This is a genomic window from Cohnella sp. GbtcB17 (assembly GCF_019091135.1).
Classification (GTDB): Bacteria; Bacillota; Bacilli; order Paenibacillales; family Paenibacillaceae; genus Cohnella.
In genome coordinates this window covers 1-18436 of the sequence record NZ_JAGXJW010000077.1, presented here as the reverse complement: position 1 = coordinate 18436, position 18436 = coordinate 1, and the positions used below count along the sequence as shown (strand labels likewise).

The 18436-nt window shown below is 59.9% G+C and carries 12 protein-coding genes; 3 read left to right on the top strand and 9 right to left on the bottom strand.

Annotation, left to right across the window (positions count from 1 at the left end; genetic code table 11):
- Positions 1-46 precede the first annotated feature (46 nt).
- The 5 genes from KVT38_RS29805 to KVT38_RS29785 all read right to left on the bottom strand — a co-directional run bounded on the left by KVT38_RS29805 (position 47) and on the right by KVT38_RS29785 (position 5532).
- Complete coding sequence (locus tag KVT38_RS29805; RefSeq protein ID WP_217597393.1) at positions 47-472, bottom strand: helix-turn-helix domain-containing protein; 426 nt, start codon at positions 470-472, stop codon at positions 47-49.
- Entirely contained in the window at positions 469-1833 is a 1365-nt protein-coding gene (locus KVT38_RS29800; RefSeq protein ID WP_217597392.1) for a hypothetical protein, read from the bottom strand. Before KVT38_RS29800 ends, KVT38_RS29805 begins: the two co-directional genes overlap by 4 nt.
- Before the next feature lie 110 nt (positions 1834-1943).
- Positions 1944-3560 (bottom strand): ABC transporter substrate-binding protein, encoded by a 1617-nt coding sequence (locus KVT38_RS29795; protein ID WP_217597391.1) that lies wholly within the window; start codon positions 3558-3560, stop codon positions 1944-1946.
- Between the two features lie 107 nt (positions 3561-3667).
- Complete coding sequence (locus tag KVT38_RS29790; RefSeq protein ID WP_217597390.1) at positions 3668-4579, bottom strand: carbohydrate ABC transporter permease; 912 nt, start codon at positions 4577-4579, stop codon at positions 3668-3670.
- A 26-nt stretch (positions 4580-4605) separates the two neighbouring features.
- Complete coding sequence (locus KVT38_RS29785) at positions 4606-5532, bottom strand: ABC transporter permease (RefSeq protein ID WP_368859182.1); 927 nt, start codon at positions 5530-5532, stop codon at positions 4606-4608.
- A 174-nt stretch (positions 5533-5706) separates the two neighbouring features.
- Here KVT38_RS29785 and KVT38_RS29780 point away from each other — a divergent pair, with 174 nt between their 5' ends.
- Both KVT38_RS29780 and KVT38_RS29775 read left to right on the top strand, forming a co-directional pair.
- Positions 5707-6192 carry a hypothetical protein gene (locus tag KVT38_RS29780; RefSeq protein WP_217597389.1) on the top strand — a complete coding sequence of 162 codons (486 nt, stop codon included), beginning with the start codon at positions 5707-5709 and terminating at the stop codon, positions 6190-6192.
- A gap of 53 nt (positions 6193-6245) precedes the next feature.
- A complete protein-coding gene (locus KVT38_RS29775; protein ID WP_217597388.1) occupies positions 6246-6779 on the top strand; it encodes a hypothetical protein in 534 nt (177 codons plus the stop codon).
- A 16-nt stretch (positions 6780-6795) separates the two neighbouring features.
- Here the strand turns inward: KVT38_RS29775 and KVT38_RS29770 are convergent, their stop codons facing one another.
- Both KVT38_RS29770 and KVT38_RS29765 read right to left on the bottom strand, forming a co-directional pair.
- Entirely contained in the window at positions 6796-8433 is a 1638-nt protein-coding gene (locus KVT38_RS29770) for a sensor histidine kinase (protein ID WP_217597387.1), read from the bottom strand.
- A 95-nt stretch (positions 8434-8528) separates the two neighbouring features.
- Positions 8529-10175 (bottom strand): response regulator, encoded by a 1647-nt coding sequence (locus KVT38_RS29765; protein WP_217597386.1) that lies wholly within the window; start codon positions 10173-10175, stop codon positions 8529-8531.
- Positions 10176-10406: 231 nt separating this feature from the next.
- On the opposite strand from KVT38_RS29765, the gene KVT38_RS29760 reads away from it, so the two are divergent.
- A complete protein-coding gene (locus KVT38_RS29760) occupies positions 10407-14627 on the top strand; it encodes a glycoside hydrolase family 9 protein (protein WP_217597385.1) in 4221 nt (1406 codons plus the stop codon).
- Positions 14628-14706: 79 nt separating this feature from the next.
- On the opposite strand, the gene KVT38_RS29755 is transcribed toward KVT38_RS29760, so the two are convergent.
- Complete coding sequence (locus KVT38_RS29755) at positions 14707-17949, bottom strand: polysaccharide lyase family 8 super-sandwich domain-containing protein (protein ID WP_217597384.1); 3243 nt, start codon at positions 17947-17949, stop codon at positions 14707-14709.
- A 251-nt stretch (positions 17950-18200) separates the two neighbouring features.
- Positions 18201-18436 (bottom strand): hypothetical protein (locus KVT38_RS29750; RefSeq protein ID WP_217597383.1); only part of this gene is annotated, 236 nt, incomplete at its 5' end.

Genomic DNA, 18436 nt, shown 5'->3' with positions numbered 1-18436 from the left:
GGCGGCCTTCCTCTCTTGCTTTAGACCGCTCGAACCGCAAGTCGCTTCAGCCCTCTCTGAACGCGGTCGGCGTGCAGCCGGTCCGCTGCTTGAATCGCGACGCGAAATATTTCGAGTTCGGCAATCCGCACATCGACGCGACGTCGCCGATCCTGAGCGTCGTGCTGCGAAGCAGGTGCTTGGCCTTCGCCATTCGCCGCTCCGTCACGTAGTCCGACAGGTTGACGCCCGTCTCCCGCTTAAAAAGGTCGGACAAATACTTGGGATGCAAATAAACTTCGCCGGCGAGCAGCTGCAGCGAGATGTCGCGATCGAGCTTTTGCGAGATCAGCTCTTTGACTTGCCGGATAAGCAATCGCTCTTTGCCGGCACGGCTTTTCACGACGGACGCGTCTGCGCGGTTCTCGCCGCTTCCATCCGACGCTCGGAAGGCATTCGCCTCTTGCACCTTGCCTGGCGTCCGGGCGGTCATCGGTTCTTCCTCTTGAGTCTCAGTTCGACCGATGTCGGCGCTCCCTTCAGGTCGAGCCGCAGAAATACCAGTTCGTCCAGGATGATCTTGACTGCCACGTATTCCGGGCAACACTCGACCTCGTAGCCGCTCAGATCGTCCCAGTAAGCGAGCCCGAACGGCATGGGCGGCGCGTGCCCGATGTGGAAGGTCATGACGATGCGGTCGTCCGTCTTTTCGTACCCTCGCACGAATACTTGCGGCGTCGGCGCATCGAACGTATCGTGCATGCCGGTCCTGCCCACGTAGCTGCGCAGCCGGCGCGGCGCGCATTCGCCGTCCGCGAACGCGAGCTGGCAATCCTTGTCGTAATAGAGAAACGTTTTCGGCCACGGGCCGGCAGCCGTCCCGCCAAGCGTAACCGTGTATTCGTTCGGCTGCGGTCTTCCGCCCGCGTCCCTCGCGAGCATGTAAGACGGCGCCGTCTCGGCGTTGGCTTCCCGGTACATCTCCATCGCCCGCGGCACGGTCGTCAGCGTCACGGAGCGGCTCGCCACGTGTGCGAAAAACAGATCGAGCATGCCGGCGCAAGCCTCGACATGCGCGGCAGGAAATACGGCGAACCGTTCGGTGAACTCCATTTCATGCGCCTCCTGCTGCTGCAGGAAAAACACCTGATCGTTGTGCGCCGTATTTTCCAGATAGACGTCGAACAGGCGCTTCCAATATTCCACGTTCCCGCCGTCGCAGAGACCCGCCCGCAGCACATCGTTCGGATCCGTCGAATAAATAACCGGGCAGCCCGAGTGGAAGGTTGCGTTCAGGTCGCGGGCCGTCCATTCGCAGGCGACGATCCGCCCCTTGCCGGGGTGCGGAGCCTTGTACCTCGCAGGATCGACATACCATGAGCCCCACGGAATGCCGTTGTGCGTAATGCCGTCCCACCATACCTGCTCCCAGCAGTAACCCCACATGCCGCTGAAATCCAGCTCCTCGAGCGCTTCAATCACTTCATTGTAAATCTTGCCGCGCGCCGCAACTTTGGTGCGGACCCAGGGGAACGCCTCCCGTACGATACGCCAGTCTTCCTCCAGCCGACGCTTGAACACTTCCTTGTCGGCTCCCGTATCCTCGATAAAAAACGGCGTTTGCAAAATGACGTCGTCCCCGAATTCCTCGTGCCAGGCGACGATCCGCTCACGAAGGACCGGTACGGACCGGCCGTTCACGATCCACGTGACCGGGATTCCGTGCTTGTGCGCCAACGCGGCCGTCCGGTGGATGCCGTCTACGGCGACGCCATGCCCCCAAGGCGTATCGTAGTGCGCGGCGTAGCTGACGAACGTATAGATCAGGTTTTGCGGTTTTATTTGCGGTTTCAAATGAGATTCCTCCTTACGGCGAGTGATCTTTTTCCCTCAACGGACGGACAGAGCGTCCCGTATAACGGGCGCTCTGCCGCTCTTGCCTCTCACGCCTTTCGACGCGAAACTTATTTCTTGTTCTCCGCCCGCCAGGCATCGATTTGTTTTTGCAGCTCGGCCTGTACCTTCTCGATGCCTGCGCTCTTCAGCTTGGCGTTGCGCTCGTCGAGCAGCTTTTCCGGATTTTTGACCGCCCCGGTAAAAATCGACTGGTATTCGGTGACGACCGCAGTCATTTGCGTAATCTCGTTTTTCACGTTGGCCTCGTCGAAGACGAAGCCCATAAGCGGGAAACGCTTGGCCTCGTTGTTGAATTTCTCCCAGCTCGTGTAAAGATCGTCGGGCTGGCCGGGCTTCAGGTAGTTGAGCAGCTGGTTGCCGACGACCCAAGACGTGCCGGGGTTGTAGCCGCTGTCGGCGACCGGCTCGATGCGGTTTTCGCCGACCTTTTTATAGTGCTTGTCTTCGATGCCGTTGACGAACAGATTGATGACGTACGGATCGGTGTGCAGATAGTTCAGTACCATCATCGCGCGGTCCGGATCCTTGGACGTCCGGGAGATTGCGAACATCGAGCCCGCTGCAAGGTCCGTCGTGACGATGGGTTCTTCGACGACGTGAGATACGTAGTCGTATTTGCTGTCGGTGGCAAGCTTCATCTCGATGTCGGCGCCCGGCTTCCAGGTCGCGGCCTGCACCCAGATCTTGCCTTCCTTTTGCAGATCGTTGACAGTCGTCGTACTCGTCGCCGCGTCTGCATTAATGTAGCCCTTCTCGTAGAAGCTGCGGAACAGGCCGACCTCTTGCTTGTTGATGTCCACGATCTCGGGATCGAGCACCGACTTCACCTTCATCTCGTCGGACGATTTGTAGTCGAGCAGGAACATCGGCGTCTTCGCCGGCGCCGGGCCGATCGGACGGTAGTTGCCGCGGGTCTCGTACATCATGAAGCCGCCGCCGAAGTTGCCGGAGCCGCCTGCCACGTAGTACGGAATGATGCCGGGCTCGCCCGCCTTGACCTTCGCCATCCAGGGCTCGAGGTCCGCCATCGTATTGATGCTGTCGATCGGAATCTGATACTTGTCGACGATGTCTTTGCGGTAAGTGAGCGCCTTGCCCTGCGTGATTTCCTTGTTCGTCGGGATCGCGTACAGCTTGCCTTTCATGCGCGGCGCCTCTAGATAGAGCGGGTTCAGCCGGTCCTTGATGCCTTGACCGTATTTCGCCAGCAGATCGTCCAGCTCGACGAAGGCGCCTTTGGAAACGTTGCCAAAGAAGTTTAGCCAAGAAGCCGTGAAAACGAGGTCCATCTTCTCTCCGGTATTCATCATCAGCTCGGTACGGTTCTTGTAGTCGCTCGAGGCGATCGGCTGCAGCTTGACCGTCGCGTTGATCTTTTCTTTGAAAAATTCGTTCAGCTTCGCTTCGACGAGCGCGTCGTCCGGCTGCGGCTTGCCGAAATAGACGATCGACACCTCGTACGGCGCGAGCTCGCTCGGCGCGGCGCTCTCGGACGGAGCCGCGCTCGCCGAAGCGGAGGCGCTGCTCGGCGCGGCGGAGCTTGCCGGAGGCGAGGAAGCCCCCTTGTCGTCGCCGCTGCCGCCGGCGCAAGCCTGCAGCATCGAGGCGAAGGCGAAGACGAGCGCCAATGCCGGGATATGCCTTTTCTTTGTTTTGATGTCCATTGCGAGTAACCCTCCTGATATTTAATTCAGATTATATAGATCGGCCGGGAATCGGCATAGCGAGCGTGCCGGCGGCCGGGACTACCGTTAGCTATGCGGCACGGGAATCAGCCCTTGACGGCGCCGATCGTGAGTCCTTTGACGAAGTACTTTTGGAAAAAGGGATAAACGATCAGAATCGGGCCCATGCCGACGACCGCCATCGCCATTTGCAGCGATTCGTTCGGCAGATCGCGCATCATTTCCGGATTTTGCGCCGCCAGCTGCACATTTTCCCGCAAATACTGGATGTCGTTGAGCACGCGGATCATGAGGAACTGGACCGGGTATTTGTCTTCCGCCCGGATGAACAAAAGCGCGTTAAACCAGTCGTTCCAGAACAGGATCGTGCTGAACAGCGCCATCGTCGCCATGACCGGGAGCGAGAGCGGCAGAACGATGCGGACGAAAATCCGCAGCTCCCCCGCTCCGTCGATCCGTGCGGACTCGATCAGCGCGGGATGAATCGTCGTCTGGAAAAAGGTGCGCATGATGATAACGTTAAACGGGACGATGAGCAGCGGCAGCAGAAGCGACAAGTAATTGTCCAGCAGCCCGAGCCCCTGCGTGAACACGATGTACTTGCTCACGATGCCGCCGCTGAACAGCATCGTAAAGAACAGGAAGAAGGTGAAAAACGGACGCAGCGGATAGTCCTGGCGGGAGATCGGGTAGGCGTACAGCGCCATCAGCAGCACGCTGAGCACGGTGCCTGCGGCGGTAATGCCGACGCTGACGCCGTAGGCACGAAGGATCGTGCCGTAGTCTTTGAACAGGCTCTCGTAGGCGATCAGCGACCACTTGACGGGAAAAAAGCTGTAGCCGCGGCTTAGCAAGGAGTCGTTGTGCGTAAACGAGACGATAATGACCAGTACGACGGGCAGCACGCAGGCCAGCGCCAGGACGATGAAGCCGCCGTTCAGGACGTAGTTGGTGAGCGGAGAGATCGTATTCTCGCGGCGGCTCGCGGTTTTCAGCATAGCTAAAGTTCACCTCGGTATGTTTACTAGAAAAGAGCTTGATCCTTGTCGATCTTGCGTACCGACGCGTTGGTCAGCAGCACGAGCGCAAAGCCGAGCACGGATTGGACGAGCGCCGCCGCGGACGACATGCCGATGTCGTTCAACTCCTTCAGCGCGCGATAGACGTAGGTGTCGACCGTATCGGTGACGGGATAGAGCGGCCCCGAATTCATCGGCACCTGATAGAACAGGCCGAAGTCGGAGTTGAACACGTGGCCCATGTTCAGGATCGTGATGATGATGATGACCGGCCGGATCGTGGGCAGCGTGATATGGAAGATCTGCCGCCACTTCGATGCGCCGTCGATAACGGCGGCCTCGTAGTACTCGGGATCGATGCCCGCGATGGCCGCGATGTAGATGACGGCGCCGATGCCGACGCCCTTCCAGGCGCTGACGATCGTCAGGATATAGGGCCAGTAAGCGGTCTCGGAGTACCAGAAGACGCGCTCCATGCCGAGCCATTCGACGACCGTGTGGTTAAGGAAGCCCTTCTCCGGATTGAGGAACCCGTATACGAGATAGCTCACGACGACCATAGAGAGAAAGTAAGGCATGATCAGGAAGGTCTGATAGGTTTTCGCCAACCAGCGGCTGCGGATCTCGTTGATCGCGACGGCGATCGCCACGGACAGCAGCAGGTTGACGATCATGAAGACGAGGCTGTACGACACCGTATTGCGGGCGATCCGCCAGATCGAGCCCGAGGTGAACAGGAACTCGAAGTTGTCGAACCCGACCCACGGGCTTCTCCAGATGCCGTCGATATAGTTGATGTTCTTGAAGGCGATGAACACGCCGAACATCGGCAGGTAATTGTTCAGGACGAGCACGGCCAGGGCGGGCACGATCATCAAGGTCAGATACCTGTACTTCCAAAAGAGCTTCCATCTTGCTTGCAACGGCGCCACATCCTTTCTGTGACTTCAGTATAGATTGGCGGCCCGGCAAGGACGATGATGTATTCCTGTCAGAGTGTGATATAAAATGAGATGTATCTAAGACGGGGGGAGGGGAAATGTATCGCTATTTATTTTAATATTTCAATGCCTGTCATCGATTTTCTCAGGGAAAGCCAAAACGCAATGCAGAAACATGGCGTTGAATTGTATGCCGAAATATTCGTTAACGCACAGGGAGAGCGCCGATATTCATCTTTTGAAACTGCAAATATAGATTCGTTCGCCAGTTATTTCGATAATACGGCCTATAACTCTTTTTTCTTTTCCCGCTACGCCATAAGCGATCTAACGGAAATAAAACGATTCGGCTATTTTTACAATGCGCCAGGTTCCCGTTCTATTGAAGTTAAAGGCGGCAGAGAAACCGTTAAAAGTCGAGAGCTTATACAAATGCGAATGATATCGAGAGATCCGGACAAACAGATACAAGCTTTTTATCGAGCCCTACAGAGGGATTTAAAGAAAATTTCCGGCTTGCAAAAGCATGACCGGAACAATTATTTCTACTTGCCGACAGAAAAACGGATCATTCCTGCAAATCCGCAATCGCAGAACACAAGAGACAATTGGGAGGACTTCTGCCTTTCAAAAATGGAGCGTGTTGATTAGCTCCGACAAAGATGTCGCGGAGTTGTATGTGGAAAAGAAGGGGAGAACAGTGTATGAAAACGATCCAGTTGGAACCGCTGCAAGGTATGGATGTGAGCGGCGTCGGTTATGTTGCGTTTGGACAATCGGTGCAGCAGGTGAAGCGACTGCTCGGCGATCCGTCGCATACCTATGAAAAGGAACTCTTTTACGATGAACTGGAACTTCGCATCGATTTGAACGATGAGGGCCGCGTTGCGTTTATTGAATGCATCTACGGCCCATTTTGCGAGAAGACAATCCCGCTTATTTATGGGGAAAGACCATTCGAACTGCCAGGTGAGGCGCTTGTCGCTTTGTTAACCGAGAAAAATAACGGCACAATCGACGACGCGGAAGCGGAATACTGCTATTCGTTTGTGAATATCAGTGTTGGCATTTACCGCGGAGCAACGCCTTCCGATGTGCTGGAATCGATTAAGGAAGCCAAGGCCGAAGGGACGTATAAAGAAGACCTCGACTGGATGCAGGACGATTTGCGGAAGGCGAACCATTTCTGGACGATCGGCATTGGGGAGAAGGGATATTACAGTTCACCCGGCTTGTAGAGAAATAATGCTCGCTTTATTCTCCGCCGTCCCGCGCGGGGATCGTGACGACGGCCCGCAATCCGCTGCCCTGGGGACGCTCGTAGCTTAGCCCGTAAGCCTCGCCGAAATGCAGCCGCACGCGCTCGTGCACGTTGCGGATACCGTAGCCCTTGTCCCGCTCTTCGCCGCTCAGGATGCGGTCAAGCCGCTCCATGTCCACCGGCAGGAAGCCGTTGTCCTCCACCTCGAGCCGGATGTCGTCCCCCGCGCGAACCGCGCGGATGACGATCAATCCCTCGCCGTCCATGCTGCTCACGCTATGGAAGATCGCGTTTTCCACGAGCGGCTGAAGAATGACCTTCGGCGTCATGAAGGACAAGAGTCCCTCGTCCACCTCCCAACGTGCCTCGAATGTGTCCGGATATCGCTTCATCTGCAGCCGGCAGTAGGCCTGCGCATGCTCGAGCTCCTCGCCGATCGGGATCTCCGTCTTCCCTTTGCTGAGGCCGATCCGCAGCAGCTTGGACAGATCCTTGACCATGTCGCCGACGCCGGAATTGCCGCTGTCGAGCGCGTACCAGTAGATCGAGTCCAGCGTGTTGTACAACAAGTGGGGCGTAATCTGCGAATGGAGCGCGGCGAGCTCGTTTTCCCGCTGCTGGATCTTGATGACGTAGTTTTCCTCGATGGATCGATCCAGCCTGTCCGTCATCTTCAGGAAGGCGCCGTAAAGAATGCCGAACTCGTCGCCGCGCAGCAGATCTCCGTCGGCTTCCAGCCGCTTGCCCGGCTCGTAGATCCGCGTGATCTTCGTCAGGCGGACGAGCGGGCGCACGACGATCCGCAGCAAATACAGGACGAAGGCGAAGACGCACAGCAGGTAAATCGCCGAGGCGGCCATAATGATCCATTGGAAAGCGGTCCGTCTGTCCGCGACGGCGCCGAGCGGGATCTGATACACGAGTCGGGTGCCGAATGCCGAGCGTCTGGAAAAGGCGTAAAGCAGCTCCTCTCCGCCGCGCTTGTCATAGAAGTAGCCTTCCGTCTCGCCCCGCAGCCGATCGGGCATGCCCCTCATATCGAGCGGTTCGTCTCCGACCTGAATGAGCGGCTCGCCGGAATCGTTGAACAGATAGATGCCGGCGTCGCTCGCGAGCCCGACAGAGACAAGATCGCGCTTCAGCAGCGCCTCGAGCCTCGAGACGACCAGGAAGCCGAGCGTATCGTCGTAAGCCTTGGGATTCAGGACGGCGCGAACGAGGCTGACCGTCGGCGCGCCGCCGTCCGTCGACAGCGGGAGCAGCGTCGCTCCTCCCTTCTCCTTCAGCGCACGGGCTGCCCAATCCGGCAGCGCGGCCGTATCCCAGGTTATATATTTGAAGCCGCGGGTTTTGTTGGACAGGTCGAACGGCGCGCTTTTCCCTTCCTTGTTCGTCATATAAAGGGAATATTCCGTGCCATCCGACGACCACCGCTCCAGGACGGCGTCCGCTTCCCGCATTTGGCCCAGCGTCTCGATGTTGGTCCAGAACCGGTATTGGCCGTCGTCGCTGAAAAAGTGCGTATCGAGCAAAGTGACGGTCTTGTCGCTGACGGCGGACAGCGTCTTCTCCAGCGTGACATGGTTCTGCTTGACGAGCCTAAGGGTCGTCAGGCCGACCTCGCCCCGCATCGAGTCGGACGCCTTGTACGCAGAGATCCAGCCGACGACGAGGAAGGGGCAGACGATGAACAGCGCGAAGGCGATCGCGACTTTATATTTGAGCTTCAGCCGTCGTTCCCCTGCCTCTCCTTGCGGTATTCCGCGGGACTTAGGCCTGCGTATCGCTTGAACATTCGCCCGAAGTGCTCCGGCGATTCATAGCCCACCTCGTAAGCGATCTCGTAGCGTTTTTTGTCTGTCGTCTCGAGCAAACGCTTCGCCTCCTCGATCCGCAGTTCCGTGACGAAGTCCCACAGATTTTTGCCGGTCTCCCGTTTGAACAGGTAGCTCAGGTAAGCCGTGCTGAAATGAACCTCGCTCGCGATGTCCTGAATCTTGAGCGCCGGATCGCGGTATCGTTCCCGGATAAAGCCGGTGATGCGCGCGAGAATGGAGCGGTCGCGTTCCTGCGTCAACTGGCCGAGCATCGCGGAAATCTCGGGGATATAGCCGGCGAGCGCCGTCAGCTTGCCTTCCGCATCCAAGCCTCGGAAGTATGCGTCCGGATCGAATCGCTGCAGTGACATTCCGTTCGACCAGCCTTGCTCGAGCAGCAGGCCGTACAGCCGGTACGCCAGCATGCCGAAGTAGCTGTTGAACATCTCCGCTTCGCCCTGCAGCCGGCGGAGCGTCAGCACCAGCGTCTCGCCTGCCCCGTTCGGCCCGTCAACTCCGCTGCCTGCCTTCAGCGTCTGCGTGAAGGCATCCACCTGCGCGATCCAGTCGGCGATGCCGAGATTTTCCCGCGCCTTGCGGTCTTCGAAGTAGAACACGCGCTGTCCCGGATTCACGTGGCGCCATTCCGCGGCGGCCTTCGCTTCGTCCATAAGCTTGGGCAGCATGAACACGTCCGCATGAAGCGAGCTGATGCCTACCGTCGTATCGACGTTCAGATAGCTTTTGAGATTCATATGGATCATCTGTCCGATCAGATGAAGCTGCGAATCGATGCCGGCGCCGCGCTCGCCGTCCTTCGGCTCGCCGAACCGAAGGACGGCGACGATCTCGTTGCCGTAGCCGCTCAGCGAGAGGCCGCGCCATTCGCCCAGGCATTCGTTCAATATATTGATGGAGGCGTACTTGAGCAGCTTGCGGTCCGACAAGGCGAACTCTCTGTCGCTGAAGCCGCCGCGGGTAAGATCCGGTCGGATCGAGACGACGCCGAACAGGCCCGCCGTCTCCTGCCCGCCAAGCCGTGCGGCCAATGCTTCGCCGTCACTTACGGGCAAATCGCCTTCAGTGACGAGCGCCGCGAGCAGCTCGCTCAAACCCGGCTGGCCCGCCTTTCCTGTGCCCCCGCGCTGCGTCTCGGTCATCGCCAGCGACCGGCGCCCGATCGCCTCGTTCTCGCGCAGCACGCTGCCGACGACCCGCAGCAGATCGTCGCGTTCGACCGGCTTGACGAGATAGTCCCGCGCGCCGAGCCGCAGCGACTTTTTCGCGAAATCGAACTTCTCGTGGGCCGAGATGACGATGACCGGCAGATGGGGCTGCTCCATATAGATCGTCTCCATCAGCTCGATGCCGCTCATGCGGCTCATCTGGATGTCCGTCAGCACCAGATCGAACGTGTCCATCCGCAAATAATCGATCGCCTCGAAGCCGTTCAGCGCCGTCTCTACGTGCGCGATGTTCAGCTCCGAGCCGAGCAGAAAGTTTTTGATGCCCGTGCTTACTCTCGGCTCGTCGTCGACGACGAGTATTTTATGCATGTCCGCTGCCTCCCCGCTGTCCGTGCCCCCATCCGCGCCGGACGATACTCCCGTCAGGTCTAGCCTAAGCCAGGGAGCGGCGCCTGTCGATGATCTTTTTCTTGAAAGGTGTGATGTATCATCATGCGCGAATAAATCACAAGCGGGCGAGTTTACATCCTCGTGCGCGGCAGGTGGCATGATTACGATAATTGTGTAAGCGATTTCAAATAAAGAACGGAGGCTTCGTTAATGACCAGCTTAAAAAGGAAGAAAGGAACCGCCAGAAAATCGTTTGCCGGCTTGCTGGGCCTGGCTCTTCTGCTCGGACTGCTCGCGCCGCTAGGCGCCGTCTCGGCGGCCGTCGCGCCGCTGCCGGGCCCCGGCAATCCGCTGCTGTACGACGATTTCGGCGGAGGCGGGCTGTACAAGCAAAATTGGACAAACTGGTACAACCAAAGCGGCGGCACCGGCGCCTTCTCCAAGGTTACCGTCGACTCGCGGCAGGTCGGCAAGTTCGCGCAGACGCCGAGCACCGGCTCCTCCTGGGCAAAGTTCCAGCCGATGAACGAGTCCGTCGACCTGACGGGTTACCGCTACTTGAACGTCACGATGAAAAATCCCGGCTATCCGGATTCGCTCATCCGGGTCGCGGTGAACGACGGAACGGCCAACTACAATTTGACGGGCGGCTGGGCTGCCGTCCCGACGAATTGGACGACGCAGCGATACGACCTCGATACGCTTGCCCCAGGGCTCAAGAAGAAGACGGCCAAGCTGGAGATCTGGCTGCGCCAGTCGGGCGGCGCCTACGGCGAGACGCTCATCGACGACATTTTCGCCTCGACGGACGACAGCGGCACCCCGCCGACGCTGACCGGCAGCATAAGCGCGAACTCGGCGACCTATACGCAAAACACCGCGTTCACCTTCCGCGCGACGTATACGGACGCCGACAATGAAAAGCCGTTCGCCATGCAGCTCGTCGTCGACGATACCGCCTACGACATGCTTGAGGCCGACAGCGGCGATACGACCTATACGGACGGCAAAGATTTTTATTACATCGCGAAGCTTGCCGCCGGGACGCATACGCACTTCTTCCGCGCAGGAGACCTCACTTCGGACGAGGTGCGGACACCGCTTCAGTCCGCTCCCGTCGTCATGCAATCGACCGATGCGCTCGACGTCGTAGTCAGCCAGGCCGGCTATAACGCCGGCGGGTTCAAAGACGCCCAGGTCGTGTCGACGAGCCCGCTGTCCAATCTGTCGTATCAGGTGAAGGACGGCGGCGGTGCCGTGGCGGCCTCCGGTACGATGACATACGAGGGCTTTTACTGGAACCGTCATGTTTATGCGATCGACTTTACGGCCGTATCCGCCGCGGGCGCCGGTTATACGATCGTCACGAACGGCATCTCTTCCTATCCGTTCCCGATCAAGGCGAATGTCTGGACCGACTACAAGGACGAGATGACGGCATTCTACCGGCTGCTGCGGGCGGGCGTTGGGACGGATGACGCTTATCCGACGGGCTACAGCACCGTCGCGCCTTCCGCCAAGCTGTATCATGAAGCCGGCCATCTGGACGACGCCGCGTCGATCGACGGCTCGACGCATTACGATCTGACGGGCGGCTGGTACGACGCGGGCGACTACGGCAAGTACGCCGGCAACCAGTGGGTCGCGGCCGGGATCGCGCTCGCCTACGTCCGCCACGCGGACGCCGCCGCCGTCAAGTACGACAACGACGCGAACGGCATTCCCGATCTCGTCGACGAAGCGGTCTTCGGCAGCGAATACCTGATCAAATGGGCCGATCAATTCGGCGGCGAGCTGTACGACATCAAGAACAACGCCTCCTTCGTGCATCCGGAAAAGTCGACGGACAACGTCAGCGGCAACGCCGACGACCGCAAGGTCAGCGGGCTCGGCGTCGGCGGCTCGGCCAAGGCGGCCGGCGCGCTGGCCGCGACGGCGCGCGCGATCCGGACGGCGATCGCGCAGGGCGACGTCGACGCCGCGAAGATTGCGACGCTCGAGGATTTTGCCGACGATTGCCTGGCCGCCGCGATCGTATTCTACGACTATGTCGTCTCCCACCCGGACGGCGTCGTCGGCTCCTACTCGACGCGCGGCGGCATCCCGAATTCGAAGCTGCTCGCTGACGTGGAGCTTTACCTGCTGACCGGCGATGCCGACTACAAGGACGCGGCGACGGCCAACATCGGCACGCTGACGTTCGCCGACCTGTCGTCCACCAACTACTGGGATATGCGGCCGATGTCGCTGGCGGAGTTCTACCCCGTCGCCGATGCCGCAACGAAGACGCATATCCGGCAGCTGCTGAAGCAGCAGGTCGACTTCTTTTTGTCATCGGCGGACGATACGCCGTACGGCGTGCTGAACCAGTTCAAAAACTTCGGCGTCAACGAACCGCATGCCTCCTACCTGGGCGACATGATGCGCTATTACGAGCTGTTCGGCGATCCTGCCGCACTGCGCGCCGTCGAGAAGGGTCTCTACTGGATCTTCGGCGAAAACCCGTGGAACATCAGCTGGGTGTCCGGCATCGGCGCCGACTTCGTCACCTATCCGCACACGCGTTACGACGAAGGGGCGAACGGCAACGCCAGCAATCCCGGCATCGTTTTCCCCGGGGCGATGGTGAGCGGACCGAACATGAAAGATACGAAAGACAAGACCAGCGTCAGCCCGTGGTACGAGGATCGTTCGCTCTACGCGGACGATACGAACCAATGGCGCTACAACGAGTTCAGCATCAGCATCCAGGCGGGACTGCTGTACACGATCATGAGCCTCGGCTCGGACCCCACGGCCAACTCGGCCGGCGCCGCGGCGCCTCAGCAGCTGCCGACGCTCTCGCCCGTCATCGGCGATTACGTACGCGGCATTATCACCGTGCTCGCGGGTCCCGCAACCGGATTGAGCGACGTATCCTACTCGACTTCGGGCCAAGGCGGCCCGTATGTCCCGATGTCCGTATCCGGCGCCGTCTATGCCGCGTCGATCGACGAAAGCGCTTCGGCGCCTTATGCGAACAAGCGAATCGACATCAGAGGCAAGGATACCGCGGGCAATTACACCTACAGTTCGACGCATTACACGGTCGCGGCGCCGCTGCCCGATCCTTCGCACCTGCTTCTGTACGACGATTTCGGCGGCGGGGGTCTATGGGGCTCGACTGGCGGCAATAACGAGTGGGTGAACTGGTATACGCAAAACGGCGGCACGGCAACCTTCTCCAAGACATCCGCCGATGGCCGCACGGCCGGCCTGTTCACGCAGACAGCGACGGCGACCAATTCGTACGCCAAGTTCCAGCCGTGGCACGACTTCGTCGACCTGTCGGGTTATCGCTACTTGAATTTCACGGTAAAAAATCCCGGCTACGCGAACCTGCGCATGAAAATCGAGCTGAACGACGGCTCGCGCACATATAACCTGACGGGCGGCTGGGCGGCTGTGCCGACGTCCTGGACCGACCTTCAGATTAATCTGGATGCCCTGTCTCCCGCCGTAAACAAGAAAAAAACGACGATGGCGATCTGGCTGAACCAGACGGCAGTCGGCTACGGCGAGCTGCTCGTGGACGAGATCAAGGCGACGAACGTCGCAAGCGGCTCCGCGCCGACGCTGACTGCGGGCGGCGTTAACCATGCATCGGGCGACACGGATACGGACTATACGTTCAGCGTGACTTATACGGACGCAGATAACGAGAAGCCGTTCGCGATGGAGCTGGTGCTGGACGGCGTCGTGCATGCGATGACGGCGGTCGACGCCGGCGACACGACGTATACGGACGGCAAAGCGTACGTTTATACGACCAAGCTGCCGCTCGGCGTTCATTCGTACTATTTTCATACGACGGATACGACGAGGGACGCGGTGAGCAGTTCGGTTCAGTCGGGCCCCGCCGTGAGCGGGACGCTGCTGGCCGACGACTTCGAGGACGGCAATGCGGACGGCTGGACGTCCTCGAGCGGCACCTGGTCGGTGCAAGCCGGCCGGTACGCCGGCCAGGCGGGCAGCGGCAACAGCTTCTCCGTGGCGGGCGATTCGGCCTGGACCGACTATACGCTGCAAGCCGACGTTAGCGTCACGAACAATTCCGGCGGCAACAAGGACGCGGGACTGTTGCTCCGCTACGCGGACAGCGACAACTACTACGTGCTCTACCTGAAAAACAACGATCGCGCCGGGCGGAGGCTGGAACTCGTCAAGTCGGTCGACGGCGTGAAAACGACGCTGGGGTACGCGAATCCGAGCGTCGCGGCGGATACGTTCTACACTTACAAAATCGCGGCAAGCGGTCCCGACCTTTCGGTTTACCAGAACGGCGTCCTGCAATTCGCCGTCACAGACGGCTCGCTCGCCTCAGGCCGAATCGGGGCGCGGGTGTACGCCAACACCAAAGCTTACTTCGACAATGTGACCGTCACGCGATAACGAACAAAAGGAAGGAGCCGGCAGCAGTTGGCCGGCTCCTTTTCTATTGATCGCAAGGTCTCTGTCATGCGACCCGGTCTTAGCCGACAGATACGAATTTGACCGCATCGGCGACGACATAGCCGTCGGGCGATGCCAGCGCGTCGTTGCGAATCGTCACGGCGCCGCCGGAACCGGCCAGGAAATCATAGGTCCCGATCGAATGCCAGACGCCCCCGCCAGATCGCTGGTCCACTGTCGTTCGCGTCGTGCCTGCCGTATGCCCGACATCTACCTGGACGGCGTCCTCCCGATTGACATGCGCCGGCCACATCAAGTACACCTCATAGCTTCCGGCGATCGGCAGGTTCGGCGTAAACGTCACGCTTTTCGTCCCTTTGCCCGTATTGTCGTCGTGCAAGTAATTCGCACCATAGCGGTCCGTCTGCGTGCCGGCCGTTTTCCAAGTCCCGATCTTGGTCACGCCCGAAGCATCCGCGTTGTCCACGATGACCGGATCGGGCAGCCGCTCGAACTTGACCGCGTCCGCGACGACGTAGCCGTCGGGCAACGCCAGCGCGTCGTTGCGAATCGTCACGCTGCCGCCGGATCCCGCCTGGAAGTAAAAGCCGCCGATCGCATTCCATACGCCTCCGTTCGAGCGTTGATCGATTGCCGTCCGCGTCGTCGCGCCGTCATGGATGACGTCCGCCTGGACCGCATCCTCCCGATTGGCATGCGCAGGCCACATGAGCGACACCCGGTAGTAACCCGCTTGCGGCAGATCGGGCGTAAACGTCACGCTTTTCGTCCCCTTGCCGGTATTATCGTCGTGCAAGTAATTCGCGCCGTAGCGGTCCGTCTGCGTGCTGACGGTTTTCCACGTGCCCGTCTTGGTTACACCGGTCGAATCGGCGTTGTCCACGATGACGGAAGGCAGCTCCGGATCGACAGGGTCGACGGGGCCTCCGGTTCCTTCCCCCAGTTGGAACGACGCGTAAAACGACTTGCCCTTCACGCCGTTCACGTTCACCGTGAATTTGATCGTCGGGCTCAGCTGCGTGACGGTAATGCCTGGGTCCCCGATGTAGCTGTCCGCGGATCGCGCCAGCTCGATCGTGATCGTGCCGTTGTTCGCCTGCGTCGGATCGGACACCGATACTTCGAGGCTCTCGTCCGCGATCTCGCGGGTCATGACCGACGCCTTTCTGTTCGACGTGATGAGATCGGCCGTCAGCGTCGCATCCGTCCAGAAGTTCGCGCCGACGAGACCGAGCGTCTTCTCCTTCACGGCCTGAACGCCGCTTGTATTGGCGATGATCTCGACCGCGGGATCGGCGGCATAGGCGCCGACCTGCGCGCCCGTCTTGTTCGGCAGCAGCACGTACGCATACGATGCGCCGGACGGACTCGCGCCGTGATCGATCCACATCGTCCCGTAGTTGCGCGTAATGTAATTCGAAGGCGTAGCCGGACGGTTGTTGATCTGCTTCCAGGTGCCGGTGCGAGCTTCCCGCTTTGTCTGCACCGTCGCGCCTCCCGGAAAGTAATAGCCGATGTCCGAGCCTCCGGCGACATTGCCCGCCAGGTGCACCCAGTTCACGCCGCTCAGCGACTGCGAAGTGCCGAGTCCGGCCGGCAGCGCCGTTCCGTCGGCCGTCCAGGCATTATCGCCGGCCGCGTTCAGCTTGCGGTTGTCGACGATCGTCTCGATCGAAGCGCCGGCCGTGCTGGAGATGCCCGCTCCGAGCGCGACGATCTCGTCGTCGGACATGAACCAGGATTTGCGCGCGGTCAGATTGTACGCGCCATAGGAGAGATCCATGCCGCTCGCGCCGTACTGCCCCGCCAGCGATACGCCGCCGGTCCAGTTGGTCGTGCCGACGCCGCTCGCGATCGGCGTCTGGGAGGCGACCGTCGTCCCCGGGATCCGGTAGGCACCCACGGTCGGCCAATAGTCCTCGCTGTATTGCGCGAGATCCTGATTGTACAAATAAGTCGCGCCGGCCCCAGTGTACCACCCTCGCCCGTTTTCGCTGTTGATCGTTTCGTAGCTGCTGATACGCGTCGAATACATGGCGAGCCCCAAGGCGAAGCCGGGCCGCTGCAGCACCGCCCGGTCCATCGCCGCGAACTGCTTGTACTGATCGAGCGGCGCCGCCGGCGAGACGGACGGGTCCGCAACGATCGCTTTGGCGAGCCGGATCGTATCGAGCGATACGTCCCCGTAGAAGCTGCTGGACGTATCTTCCTGAATCAATCGCTTCGCCAGCTGCTTAAAGGCGGCCGCATGCGCGGCCGGCGCAAACTCGGAAAGCCGCACGATGCTCGCGACGATACCGTGTCCGACCGCATGATCCTGGGCGTAATTGCGCGAGATCTCCCGCCCTCGCACCATGTCCATCATCGCGCCTTTGTACAATAGCGGCCGATAGGCGTCGTAGATCCACTGCCACACGTTGCTCTGGTTCGGATCGGCGACCGACCATGTCGAGCCCGACAGCAAATACATCAGATTGGCCGTCGTCTCCAGGACGGAGCTGCCGTAGCCGCCAGTGTAGGCGAACGTCGTATGCTGAATGAAGGAGCCGTCGGCATAGAAGCCGTCGCCGCCGGTCACGAACGGAAATATGCCCGTTCCTGACAAACCGTCTCGTGCGGCGACCAGCTTGACCGCGTCTTTGACGACGACCGCGCGCACGCCGACGACGATCGCTTGCCATGCCCGATTCGCGCCCGTAAGGCCGATCGAGGGCGTGAAGTAATTGACGCTGTCCATGTAGGTCGCCATCCTTGCCGCGCTGATATCGTCGTAGAGCAGTACGGCGATATCGTTCAAGCTCATCGGGATGCCGAGCTGCCAATGCCACCAGTTGTATGCCGAGCGGCTTCGCGAGCTATTGTAGCTGTTGACGTACAACCAATCGAGCGCCTCCAGAATATCTTCCTTCAGCTCGGCGTTGCCGTAAAGATCGGAGCCGGCGGTCGTCGCCGCCAACGCCATCGTCCGCAGTCGCTCGTAGACCGCGTTTACGTTGTCCGACGTTCCGTTGCCGCGAAGCTCGTACCAGATGTACGTGCGCAAAGGGGATTGATCCATGCTTTCCCAATAAGCGGTTGCGTCTGCGGCAAGCTTGGTTGTCCGCGCGGCGATATCCGGATCCGTCGTATCCAGCCCGGCTCCCCCGGTCAGCAACGTCGCCCACTTGGCCCGGAGCGCGTCGAATTCGTCCGAAGCATGCACCTTGGCCGGCTGCCAGCCTCCCCAAAGCGTCACCAGCAGCACTGCGACCAGCATGACCGACAGCCGACCCGTGAGTCTCCTTCTCCAGTCTCTGAACATGAACTTCCCTCTCTTCCTATGAATTTATAAGCGCTTTCATCATTCATCATATCGCTTATGCCAGCCGGTCAAAACGCCGCTAAATCCAGAAAAGGTTCGACATTTCCATGAAAAACGGGAAGAAGCGGCACGCCGCTTCTTCCCGTTATGCTTGACTGTCGTATTGTCCTACGCGACTGATTGAACGGCTGCGCCTGCGATTAGCGTCTGCATTTATCGTGTCGCGCGATCAGCGCCTGCGAACGGCCGGCTTACCACCAGCCGCCCCAACCGCCGCCCCAACCGCCAAAACCGCCGCCGAAGCCGCCTCCCCAGCCCCCGTAAGCGAAAGGGGCCGTACCGACGGCGAGCAGATCGAACAATACCAGCGGGATGATGGCTTTGGTTTGAACCTGCTTGCCTCTTCCCCGCTCGAGGATGAGCGAATTGCCTTTGATGCCGACCAGCTTGTCGTATACGACGGAGCGGTCCTTGCGAACGGCATAGA

What these genes read in the sequence shown, in the direction of transcription:
- KVT38_RS29805 (WP_217597393.1), bottom strand. Translation starts at nt 472, where the DNA reads ATGACCGCCCGGACGCCAGGCAAGGTGCAAGAGGCGAATGCCTTCCGA.
- KVT38_RS29795 (WP_217597391.1), bottom strand. Translation starts at nt 3,560, where the DNA reads ATGGACATCAAAACAAAGAAAAGGCATATCCCGGCATTGGCGCTCGTC.
- KVT38_RS29775 (WP_217597388.1), top strand. Translation starts at nt 6,246, where the DNA reads ATGAAAACGATCCAGTTGGAACCGCTGCAAGGTATGGATGTGAGCGGC.
- KVT38_RS29780 (WP_217597389.1), top strand. Translation starts at nt 5,707, where the DNA reads ATGCAGAAACATGGCGTTGAATTGTATGCCGAAATATTCGTTAACGCA.
- KVT38_RS29790 (WP_217597390.1), bottom strand. Translation starts at nt 4,579, where the DNA reads ATGCTGAAAACCGCGAGCCGCCGCGAGAATACGATCTCTCCGCTCACC.
- KVT38_RS29765 (WP_217597386.1), bottom strand. Translation starts at nt 10,175, where the DNA reads ATGCATAAAATACTCGTCGTCGACGACGAGCCGAGAGTAAGCACGGGC.
- KVT38_RS29760 (WP_217597385.1), top strand. Translation starts at nt 10,407, where the DNA reads ATGACCAGCTTAAAAAGGAAGAAAGGAACCGCCAGAAAATCGTTTGCC.
- KVT38_RS29755 (WP_217597384.1), bottom strand. Translation starts at nt 17,949, where the DNA reads ATGTTCAGAGACTGGAGAAGGAGACTCACGGGTCGGCTGTCGGTCATG.
- KVT38_RS29770 (WP_217597387.1), bottom strand. Translation starts at nt 8,433, where the DNA reads ATGCGGGGCGAGGTCGGCCTGACGACCCTTAGGCTCGTCAAGCAGAAC.